The sequence below is a fragment of the Rathayibacter sp. AY1C7 genome, from assembly GCF_002931865.1.
In the GTDB taxonomy this organism is placed as follows: domain Bacteria; phylum Actinomycetota; class Actinomycetes; order Actinomycetales; family Microbacteriaceae; genus Rathayibacter.
On record NZ_PSWB01000045.1, the window covers coordinates 1 to 9,998 of the forward strand.

Here is a 9,998-nt window from a genome sequence, read left to right on the forward strand (position 1 = left end):
TCTCTGGCTCGACCGGCGGACACGCCGCTTCCCGCGTGTCGGGCAGGCGGCCGCGTTCCTGGGTCTGGGACTCGTGATCGGCGCCGCCGCCTCCACCGCACTGGTACTCGCGTCGGGAAACGCGACCTGGCCCTCCTCCGCGGGCCTCATCACGGAATACGCAGTCACGGCAGGCATCGCCTCCCTCCTCGGCCGGCTCCTCGCCACCACCCTTCGCGCGAAGAAGCTGCCGATCGTTCCGACGGCGGCGAATCGCGTGAACCGCTGAACGATCCCCCTACGGGACGGCACAAGTCTTCGCACTCGAGGGGACTTGGCCAAGGGTGCAGCGATTTGCAGCGCTGCGGACACTTCTTGGTATGAGCGTCACTGATGAGCAGGACTGGGCTCGCGTCGTAGCGGGTGAGGGTGAGGCGTTCGGTCGCATCTTCGACCGGCACCGCGACCGCGTCCGCCGGCACGCGCTCGGGCTCGCTCCGACTCCTGGGGAGGCGGAGGACGTGGTGTCGTTGACGTTCCTCGAGGCGTGGCGCAAGCGCGAGCGGATCCCATACGGGACGGCCCGGGCCTAGTTCAAGCGTCGCGGAGCATCGACCGAACAGCCTCGAGCGTGAACCCCATCGCCACGGCGAGCTCGTCCTCGTTGGCACCGAGAAGAACAGCGGAGCGCGCAGCAGAAACGACCCTCTCCCTCCCACTGGATCCCGAGGGCTGGCTGCGAAGAAGTGCACTCTCCTCCGACGCGCGCACGAGCGCTGCCTCCGCTTCACTGCACAGAAGCCTCGGCGGCTCGTTGAGATCGATACGCTACCCACGCGCGGACGGCTCAGTGGCTTCATCCATGTCCCGAAGCTACCCAACGTCGACGTCGAGCACCGCCGCCGCACCCCGACAGCCTCGAGCGCTGCGGCAAGCTCGACATCCGGCAACATGCGCTGATCCTCCCGGACGCCCGGCCAGCGATCCCCATATGGGACGCGACGCTGGGAACGTCGAGGAGGATGGCTGTTATGCCAGTCGTCTTCGATGGAACCGTGTGGACGCACTACTCCCAGCTGCAACTCACAACCGGCGCTGCGTCGGTTGAGGATCCTCGTGATGCGTTCGACGGACAAGAGAATGGGCTGTGCGGAGCGAGCTTGCCCGGCGCCCTCTTCATGCGGACAGGTATCCACACCGGGTACGTACAGGTTCGAGTCAGCACGTTGGACACAGCGCCTGAGCTCGGCTTGTGGGAGGAGATCGTCGAGGCGAGCTTCCAGCCCGAAGGACCGGATGCGGTGCTTAGCGGATGGTCTGGGGACTCCGCCGCGTCGTTCCAGCTCACGGCGTCCGCCTATCGGGCCCGGTGGTGCGCTTCCGGCATGGAAGAGGGCCGGCGACAAGATGTCGCCGACGAAGCGCATCCGGCGCCTGACCGGTACGCGCTGTATCTGTGGCCGGCGCCTGCCTCGGCGGACGCGGTAGTGCGGCGAACCTCGGCAATTGCCGCGTACTGGCACAACGACGCCTCTCCGCGCAGCTAGCTTCACCAGGGCGATCGCTCGTTCGGTGAACGATCTCCAGCAGCGATGCGGGTGAGAGCGGCACACCTAGACTCCTGCGCATGACTGCTTCGTCATCCGTGGACGTGTCGCGGCGCCGACGTCGTCCGGCTCGTCGCCGCCTGTCCTTCTTCGGCGTCTTGGGTGAGCTGCTGATGACCGTAGGGGTGCTCGTTCTGCTGTTCCTCGCCTGGCAGCTGTGGTGGAACGATGCGGTGATCGCAGGGCGGCAGGAAGATCAAGCGGCCGAGCTGCGCCAGAGCTGGGGCGATGACGCGCCGTCCGCGGAGGCGCCGTCCGAGCCGACCGCTGAGCCGGCCGTCCCCGGTGACCCGGTGATCGCGCCGGTCGCAGCTCTGGACACCACGTTCGGCAACCTCTACATCCCCCGGTACGGCGAGGGGTGGGTGCGCACGATCGCTGAGGGCGTCGACGCGGAGAACGTGCTCGACGTGGGCAGCATCGGCCACTACCCGGGAACGCAGATGCCCGGCGAAATGGGGAACTTCGCGATCGCGGCGCACCGCTCCGCCGCCGGCGGAGGAATGCACCTCATCGATGAGCTGCAACTAGGTGACGCGATCTACATCGAGACCGCCGACGGCTGGTACACCTATCGGTTCCGGAACCTCGAATACGTGCAGCCCTCCGAAGTGCAGGTCATCGATCCGGTCCCCTGGACGAGCGACGTCGTTCCGACGGATCGTCTGATCACGATGACGAGCTGCAATCCGCTGCTGTCGACCGCGGAGCGGATCATCGCCTACGGCGTCTTCGAGTCGTGGCAGCCCCGCTCCGCAGGAGCGCCCGCCGAACTCGCCTCTTCCCTCGCGACCTGACGTCCGGCGTCGGCGCTGGCACCGCGACGAGGGCGGCGAGCCGGTTTCATGCTGCGGCAGACGTTTGCGGGTCGGGTGGACATGTACAGGATGAACCCGCTTTCGAAGGAGCCCGTCATGACTGCCGCCCCTGACCGAGACCCCCTGGACGTCCTGCTGGATGAGTCCAGCCCCCGCACATCGACAGTGACGAACGACGTCGCTGTCGAGCTGGCCGAGCTTCAGCAGCTCGCGGCGGCAGAGGCCCGCGTCAACCGTCACCGCTGGGCGCGTCCTGCGGTCGCCGGAGTGGCGTCGCTGGTACTGCTCGGTGGCATGGCGACCGCGGCCGCCGCGGCGACGGGCGCGTGGTCGCCGTGGGCGGAGACGCCGGACGCCTCGATCACCTATTCGCTGCCCAGCGGTGTTCAGTGTGAGGAGCGCATGGGAGACGTTCAAGGAACCGATCCGGCGGCCGTCGCCGTGGTCGATAACTTCTACCAGACGACCGACATAGACGCCCTCCTCAGCGACGGGGCACTCCAGGAGACCATCGCGCAGCTGCGTACCGAGGACCGATCCTTCATCAACGCTGACGGATCCCGCACGCCGGCCGGCTACGGCACCGAGTTCTACAACGCCGACCGGGAGTACTCGACCGCCGTCGGGCGCATCATCAGCAACGCTCTCGACGCCGAGCTCACTGCGCAGAACGTCGACGTCGACGCCGCGAACCTCAGCATCGCGGGCGAGGCCCACTGCCCCGGAGCGACCTGGTGACCCGCAGGAAGACCGACGAGGCGGAGCGACTCACCGAGGCGCTGCGCGTCGCCTCGCCTGACCTGCTCAAGTACCTGCAACGCCGCCTCCCTCTCGAGGACGCCGCCGACGCACTCGCGGACGTCATGCTCACCGCATGGCGCCGCGTAGGCGCCCTTCCCCGCACCGCGGAGGAGTCGCGGATGTGGCTTTTCGGCATCGCCCGGAACGTCCTCTCGAACAGCACCCGCACTGAGAACAGGCGAGCCGACCTCTCCGGCCGGCTCCGCGGCGTTCTGGCGACCGCTCCTACCGAAGGACGCCCCGCCGACGAAGGAGTCGACGTGCGCGATGCGATCGCCAGGCTCGCGCCAGAACAGGCCGAGCTCGTCCGCCTCATCCACTGGGACGGCTTCTCCATCACCGAAGCAGGACAACTCCTCGGCGTCCCCGCGTCCACGGCACGCACCCGCTACCAACGAGCACGAGAAGACCTGCGGTCGGCCCTGGCGGCATCACCAGCAAGCGACGACGACGCCAAGCCCCTCCGAGCGGTCCGCTGAAAGCGTCCCGCAGATCGATCCCCATACGGAACACGCTGCAGCGAATGCCGGTAAGCGACCTGGGGCACGGGCGACGTCGGCTGCGGCGGGAACCGCGGGCAGCGGTCGTGTGTACCGGGATGACGCCTTCCCCAGCCGAGGTCGATACGCTCGCCACTCCGAGGAATGAGGTGGTCGTATGTACGGATCGAAGAGGCTCATCGATTTTGCCGTGGCCGAGGAGCAGGCACGGCGGCAGCGCATGGAAGCCGACCGCGAGACCGCGGATCACGGAGACGATCGCCCTGAGGGGTTCGATGCGAGCTCCACCCCTCTGCCCAGCTACAGACCTCTTGCAAGCGGCCGGGGCGACACTGCTAGCGACGACGCGGAGTAGCCCAGTCGCACAGTGCCGCGAGAACACACGCGCTGAGGAGCGCAACGACGCCGCGAGAAACGCCGCTATAGGTGACCGGTTTAGGATCCCGATACGGGACGCGCGCCAGCACTGTGATACCTCGCGCCACGGTGACCGAACGACGTCGGAACCGACGAGGATCCGAGGCGTGAAGAACAGCAGTGACGGTGAGCACTACCTCCTCCTCAGGACAGCCCTCTGGGCAGACGCCACCGACGTCGTTGGAATCTATGGCAGCGAGCAGCGCGCTCGGGAAGCAGCAGGTTCCTCTACGGGACCCGATCGGTGGACGCTCGAGGAGTGGAGAGGAGACGTGCGCCGCAGCAGTCTCCAGCTCCAGGCCGCTACGCGCTCACGCTGACGCAATGGAGTTGCACGGCTACAGTCACGAAGGAGGGTCGCGATGCGGCGACCGCTGGGGAGGTCGCTGTGGGCGAATCGAATGATGGCCGCTTCAAGAAGCTGCCCGATCGGATCGAGCCGGCTCAGCAGACCGTGAGCGTCCCGGCCAGCGAAGACGACTCCACGACGCCACCGCAACCGCCGGCCGGCGTTCCTGACCTCGTGATCGCGACTCGCGTGGCGGACGCCGCCACGATGACCGGCCTTCTCCGCCGTACGGCGGGGCGCGTTGCACTGACGGTCGTCGTCGTCGCGGCCGGCCTCGTCACCGTCCTCGCCGCGCTCAACCTGCGCTTGTAACCAGACCGATCAGCCGTGAGCGAGGACGGCGCGTCCGACAGCGGCGCCTCTCGACTCGCCCACCGAACATTCCGGGGATCCCATGCTCAGAGCACTTTCGTCCACTTCCATGTTCTGGATCGGTGTCGCCGGGATTCTCCTGGGCATCGTCTTCGGCACGATCGTGCCGTTCTGGATCGCCCCCTACCAAGCCAACGGATCACCCACCGTCGAACAGATCATCAGCACCATCCCGGTCCTCACACGAATCGCGGAGGGCATCGGCTACTCGTTCGTCGCAGGAGCCTTCGTCGTTCGCCACTTCGAGAAGCGCGAACTCGTCGACGCTCGACGGTCCGTGCACTTCGTCGGCCGAGCAGCCCGGAAAGACGAGCAGTAGCCCCTCCGAGCAGTCCGCTGAAAGCGTCCCGCGGATCGATCCCCTTACAGGACACTCTCGGTCGCGAGTCGGTAGCTCCTCGTGGTGAGAGCCGCGTCACGCCTACTGTTCTCCCGTGGGAGAACTCAAGGTAACGAGCTCGGCGGCGATCGAGGCCGCTTCACGTCGCGCCGAGGGGTGGATACGCCGTGGTTGAACGCCTGGACAGCTGGGACCCGAGCAGACTCTCGCCGGACCGGCAGACACCACCCCGCCAACGACGGTTGGTGAGACTGTCGATCGCGCTGGGAGCTCTAGCCGTCGTGGCGGCCGCGGTTCTGTGGGTGGGTGATCTGCTGTTCGGAGTGCATGGCCCTTCCCACTACGTCAGCATCACCAACGACACCGGAGCCTCACTCACCTGGTCCTGCTCCTGGTCCGATCTTCACCTCGCCGCCGGGGAGACAGGTCAGCTGCGAATCCTCGACCAGCCCGACCAGGACTACGGCTGCGTCCCACAAGCAGCGACCCCCTTCGTAGCGGCGGCGCACAACAACGACATCTGCCCGTCACTGACCTCTATGACCGAGGGAAGGCAGTTCACGGCAACCGACTTCGCGAAGACCTACCGCTGCCCGTAGCTGGATACGCGACCGGTGAACGATCCCCCTACGGGACGAACTAGCTTGCCCCGCAGGAGCCGACATGAGCGGCGGGCCGTCAGTGCGTGCTCTACGCCTCACGCACGGTCAGGAACCATGCCGTGTCGCGATCGGCGCCAGTTGTAGCCGCGCCGACGAGGTCGATTGGGTCGGTGCCGAGGGAGGCTGGGTCGATGTCGAGCGGACCGTCGCCGCAGTCCACGGTTTGGACAGTGGTCTTGCCTGTCGTGACCGTGCCGGTCTTGGAGTCGGAGTCGAGATGCAGTTCGACCGTGCCATCCCCGAAGCATTCGAAGGTGATGGCGCCGGGCAGTACCGGTTGGTCGAAGGCAGATTCCAGCCGATCCCCTTCCTGCCCCGCGCTCGAATCGGACGACAGCACAGCGAGGAAAGGACCTCCCGCGTCGATGTCAGCCTGACGATCCGAGCGCCACTGGGTGAGCTGCGCGCGATCAACGGGCCCTGGCGCGCACGCGGTCATGGTGCCCACGACAGCCAGCAGGAGTGTGAGTGCAACAGAACGACGACTCATCTGCCCACCCTCGGTCCGGCCGGATTAGGTCGAGCGAGTCTCGTCGTCCGGTCTGGCGGAGAGTGTCGCGCCAGGCGACTCAACGTGCATCGAGGACGGCTCCAATCTGATCGAAGGATATATCGCGGATACGTTGCCACTCTTCCGCCTCACTCGCGGTTCCCCACCTCCGAACGAGCAGTTCGATGGTGACGTGGAGGGCATCGAGGGGGTAGCGCGTTACCTGTGCGACCCACTCGTAGGTCTGCGCAAGTCCGGCGGTCGTCGGAGTCGTGGACACGCCTCGAGCCATCAAGTGCAGCGACTCGCCGTGAGCAATGCCGGAGAGACGTGAGTAAGCCACGGCCCCGTCGATTCCTGTCGCATCCAAGACTTCCGATGCGAGCGTGGTGAAGCTCGGAGTCCTGCTGAGGAACTGGCGCAACGTCGGCATCTCCGTTGCAGCTACTCCCTCAGTGGTCTCTGCGAGTTGCGAGTGGAGAGTGGCATCGAACAGCGCCCGACCGTCCTCACCGGCGCTGTTCGGAGACATGATGCCTCGGCTGTAGAGCCCCTGTCCCTCTTTCGCCAGAAGGAGCGCAGCTCGATGCCGGCACTGAAGCGACGTGTCACTCGAAAGCATCCACCAGGCTCGCCCCAACGCTTCGACCGCTCCACGAGCGATCGTTCCGAGGGAGGTGGTCAACGGATCATCCTGTTGGAGCGCATATCCCAGCGCGCGGAGGTGATCGAGGCCGCTGGCCACAGAGATCGACATCTGGCTCACCGCCGCGGTGTAGGAGCGGTCGATGTAGAGTCCGGCCCCGAAGCCCGACGCTGGCGGGTTCTGCCAGGCGTTCATTGCGATCGTCTCCGCGCTGCGTGCCATCGCAAGGATGGCGCTACCGACCTGCGTCGCTGAATACACGTCGATAGGGCCACTGGGCCGGATGGCTGGCATCACGCACTACCTAAGCAACTGGACGGCGACGCCGGCGGCGACGTCCTCGCCCTCGATGGTGGCGAATCCGGTGACTGTGCCGATCGCGTCGACGCCGAGTGAGGAGTCCGGGACCCGGGCGACGAGCGAGGCGCCACGGTCCGTGACGTGCGTGGCGTCGTAGTTGGCTTGGGTGGCGCTCTCGAACTCGAAGACGAACGCCTTCGTCTCCTGCTCTGAGAGGCGGACGCCGAAGTGCTTCGCCGTGGCGCCATCAGCGCCGGTGAGCTCGATGGCGTAGGTCAACCATCCCACCGACTGTGGCAGTTCGAGCGGGTCGCCCAGAGTGAAGGTCGCGGTGATCCCGGAGGGGTCGGTGGCGACGTGAACGGCCAGCAACTCGCGGGGCGTCGGGGTGCTCATGCGCTCACCCTAGAACCGCCTCGGCTCCGTGGACACGCCCAGAATCCGGTGGGAGGGTGGGCGCATGTCGAAGCCTCGGACCAAGCTCGCACGTGCTGCGCTGATCAGCAACGGCATGGTCTGGTTCGGGCTATCGTTCATGCTCTTCGCAATCGCCGGCGAGCAGACCTACGCGGCGTTCACCGGTGAGTGGTTCAACGTGCTCGGGTGGGTGCTGATCGTCGCCGTGGCCGCCGGCCTGACGGTGGTCGGGGTGATCGAGAACCGGAACATCCGGGCGGGGAAGAAGTACAAGCCGCGGCCCCGCCGCTGATCGCTACTCGGCTGCAGCCTCGGCGGACACGACGGCGCGGGCGCGCTCGATGTAGCTGAGGCCGGCGGCGCGCAGCGCGTCGACCGTCATCTTGCGCTCCTCCCTGGGGGCTCCGATGACGGGCAGGGGCGTGGTGAGCAGGGCGACGTCGCGCAGGTCGTGCGCGAGGTCTTCGTCGTAGATCCCGGTGTCTCGGTCAGCGAAGCCGACGACCTTGATGCCGGTCGTGAGACCCCGGCTGGTGAGGGTGTCGCGGACGACGGTGAGGTAGGCATCCTGGTACGCGGCGACGTCGCGGTCCCAGACCTCGGTGATGGCGCGGGAGAGCCGTTCCGTCGCGCGGTACAGGTCGTACCGGGGGTCGCCTGCGTCCTTGGCGCGGTTGAGGACCGCGTGGTGGATCTCTCCGAGCTGCTCGTACTGCTCGGTGCTCAGGGAGCCGGCGGTGGACATTTCGGCGGCGAACGCTGCGATCCGGGCTGTCTCTTCGGCGGTGGTGTGTTCTTGCGTCATCGCCGCCGTGTCGACGTCGGTGCTGGCGAAGAGGTCGATCTGGTCTTGGTCAGCGAGGGCGAGGAGCCCGAAGTCCTCCAGGTCGGATTCTGCTGAGACGACGACGCTGACGGGAGTGGTGCGCCATTTGAGGGTCCGGTGGCCGCGAGCGTCTTCCTGGGCGAAGTGCTGCTCGAGCATCGCGGGGAAGCAGCCGCAGTCCTCGTGCTCGTCGTGGTGGTGGCCGATACAGCGGTCGTCGGCGCAGCCGCATTCGTCGCCGGCCCACTCCGCGATGGAGGGCGAGCCGTGCTCGCGCGCCCATTCGTCAGGGTCGATTTCCTGGGCGCGGAGGGTGCTGATCACGTCGGGGTAGAGCTTCATCGTGGGTGTCCTGTCTGATGAGGCGCGACGGCCGGCGGTCGCGACGGGTGCGAGCGCGTCCATCGTCGCATCCGGCCATGACACTGGCTGTGCTGCTGTGGTGCGAGGCCCTGGGGTCGAGGGGATTCTCCCTCCCCTGTGGGCCGGCCCGGTCGGGGTCGGGACGTTACGCGTCAGATCTGGCCGGAGCGGTGTGGGAGCGGATGGCATAGACGAGGCCGCCGATGATCAGCCCCAACGACACGATCAGCAGCGCTGTAAGGAACCAGCTCGGGTTGATTACGGCGAGTACGTCACCGGAGCCCAATTGCTCATAAGTGCACCTGAGGCCGAGCGGCCACAGTGAAGCGCCTGCCAGGGTCTCCGTTTCCACGCCGGGAAAGAGAACGCCGTACCAGGCGTAACAGGTCTCGGTGCCGTTTCTGACCTGGCCGTAGAGCTCGAAGATCAAGACCAGGAGCCCAGCGACTCCGGCTCCGATCGACACTTTCGGTCCGGTCGTCACGAAGGGTGCCCCTCTGCCATCACTGCGGTTTTCGCGTCCGTAGCCTAGCCACCGGTGAGAGCACAGGCATGATGCGGGTGCGTGGCGGGGGGGGTCGAGGGGGGTTCTCCCCCTCGTGCGGGCCGGGCCGTTTCGGGTCGGCCCGCGCAGGCGCAGGCGCTCAGAGCGTGAGCGTGTGGAGGATCAGGGTCGTCGAGCCGATGGGCTTTGGGAAGTCGGTGTAGTCGAGGGTGGCGCGGCGGTTGCTGATGAGGTCGAGAGCGATCAGCTCCTCCTCGGACTCGTCCGTCATGTCGCCGGGCTCTTCGTCCCATTCGCGCAGGACCTGCCGGTCGGCGTCGAGGACTTTCCACAGTCCCCAGACGTGGGCGATGGGGCCGGTCGTTTCGTATGTGAAGACGAGGGCGGTCGCGGTGGGCCAGCCGTAGGCGGCCGCGGCGACGATCAGCGCTCGCGCTGCGGTGGCGGTCGCGTCGGCGTCGCCGGACGCGGCCGCGGCGTCGACGGCGACCTCGGCGGCGCGCAGCGTCGGGTCGTCCTGGTACGGGTCGAAGCGGTGGGCGGGGCGGGGTGCGGTGGTCGTGGTGGTCATGGTCGGGCCTTCCTGTGCAGCAGTGGGAGAAGAGG

16 protein-coding genes are annotated in these 9,998 nt (G+C 67.1%); 10 read left to right on the forward strand and 6 right to left on the reverse strand.

The features are described 5' to 3' along the window. The 9 genes from C5C69_RS16240 to C5C69_RS16285 form a co-directional block, all read left to right on the forward strand. A partial coding sequence (locus C5C69_RS16240; RefSeq protein ID WP_219812393.1) for a hypothetical protein occupies positions 1-268 on the forward strand: 268 nt, incomplete at its 5' end. A gap of 91 nt (positions 269-359) precedes the next feature. Next, the gene (locus C5C69_RS16245) at positions 360-572 is read left to right on the forward strand and encodes a sigma factor (RefSeq protein ID WP_104234406.1); all 213 of its coding nucleotides are present in this window, start codon (positions 360-362) and stop codon (positions 570-572) included. 438 nt (positions 573-1,010) lie between these two features. Continuing rightward, entirely contained in the window at positions 1,011-1,526 is a 516-nt protein-coding gene (locus tag C5C69_RS16250) for a hypothetical protein (RefSeq protein ID WP_104234405.1), read from the forward strand. 80 nt (positions 1,527-1,606) lie between these two features. Beyond that, complete coding sequence (locus C5C69_RS16255; protein ID WP_104234404.1) at positions 1,607-2,383, forward strand: class E sortase; 777 nt, start codon at positions 1,607-1,609, stop codon at positions 2,381-2,383. Positions 2,384-2,431: 48 nt separating this feature from the next. Then, positions 2,432-3,142 (forward strand): hypothetical protein, encoded by a 711-nt coding sequence (locus tag C5C69_RS16260; RefSeq protein ID WP_104234403.1) that lies wholly within the window; start codon positions 2,432-2,434, stop codon positions 3,140-3,142. After that, a complete protein-coding gene (locus tag C5C69_RS16265; RefSeq protein ID WP_104248323.1) occupies positions 3,139-3,684 on the forward strand; it encodes an RNA polymerase sigma factor in 546 nt (181 codons plus the stop codon). Before C5C69_RS16260 ends, C5C69_RS16265 begins: the two co-directional genes overlap by 4 nt. Before the next feature lie 826 nt (positions 3,685-4,510). Beyond that, positions 4,511-4,783 carry a hypothetical protein gene (locus tag C5C69_RS16275; protein ID WP_104227086.1) on the forward strand — a complete coding sequence of 91 codons (273 nt, stop codon included), beginning with the start codon at positions 4,511-4,513 and terminating at the stop codon, positions 4,781-4,783. Positions 4,784-4,892: 109 nt separating this feature from the next. Further along, on the forward strand, positions 4,893-5,162 hold the full coding sequence (locus C5C69_RS16280) for a hypothetical protein (protein ID WP_104224259.1): 270 nt from the start codon (positions 4,893-4,895) through the stop codon (positions 5,160-5,162). Positions 5,163-5,506: 344 nt separating this feature from the next. Beyond that, positions 5,507-5,782 carry a hypothetical protein gene (locus C5C69_RS16285; protein WP_146078503.1) on the forward strand — a complete coding sequence of 92 codons (276 nt, stop codon included), beginning with the start codon at positions 5,507-5,509 and terminating at the stop codon, positions 5,780-5,782. A gap of 91 nt (positions 5,783-5,873) precedes the next feature. Here C5C69_RS16285 and C5C69_RS16290 read toward each other — a convergent pair whose 3' ends face one another. The 3 genes from C5C69_RS16290 to C5C69_RS16300 all read right to left on the reverse strand — a co-directional run bounded on the left by C5C69_RS16290 (position 5,874) and on the right by C5C69_RS16300 (position 7,677). Next, positions 5,874-6,293 carry a hypothetical protein gene (locus C5C69_RS16290; RefSeq protein WP_146079379.1) on the reverse strand — a complete coding sequence of 140 codons (420 nt, stop codon included), beginning with the start codon at positions 6,291-6,293 and terminating at the stop codon, positions 5,874-5,876. 121 nt (positions 6,294-6,414) lie between these two features. Beyond that, positions 6,415-7,176, reverse strand: coding sequence for a hypothetical protein (locus C5C69_RS16295; RefSeq protein WP_104248325.1), 762 nt, complete (start codon positions 7,174-7,176; stop codon positions 6,415-6,417). Positions 7,177-7,281: 105 nt separating this feature from the next. Further along, entirely contained in the window at positions 7,282-7,677 is a 396-nt protein-coding gene (locus tag C5C69_RS16300) for a hypothetical protein (RefSeq protein WP_104248326.1), read from the reverse strand. Between the two features lie 64 nt (positions 7,678-7,741). On the opposite strand from C5C69_RS16300, the gene C5C69_RS16305 reads away from it, so the two are divergent. Then, the gene (locus tag C5C69_RS16305) at positions 7,742-7,990 is read left to right on the forward strand and encodes a hypothetical protein (protein WP_104248327.1); all 249 of its coding nucleotides are present in this window, start codon (positions 7,742-7,744) and stop codon (positions 7,988-7,990) included. A 3-nt stretch (positions 7,991-7,993) separates the two neighbouring features. Here the strand turns inward: C5C69_RS16305 and C5C69_RS17070 are convergent, their stop codons facing one another. The 3 genes from C5C69_RS17070 to C5C69_RS16325 all read right to left on the reverse strand — a co-directional run bounded on the left by C5C69_RS17070 (position 7,994) and on the right by C5C69_RS16325 (position 9,963). Further along, entirely contained in the window at positions 7,994-8,866 is an 873-nt protein-coding gene (locus C5C69_RS17070; protein WP_181027282.1) for a hypothetical protein, read from the reverse strand. A 166-nt stretch (positions 8,867-9,032) separates the two neighbouring features. Further along, on the reverse strand, positions 9,033-9,371 hold the full coding sequence (locus C5C69_RS16320; protein WP_146079381.1) for a hypothetical protein: 339 nt from the start codon (positions 9,369-9,371) through the stop codon (positions 9,033-9,035). 160 nt (positions 9,372-9,531) lie between these two features. After that, a complete protein-coding gene (locus C5C69_RS16325; RefSeq protein ID WP_104258302.1) occupies positions 9,532-9,963 on the reverse strand; it encodes a hypothetical protein in 432 nt (143 codons plus the stop codon). Positions 9,964-9,998: the final 35 nt, after the last annotated feature.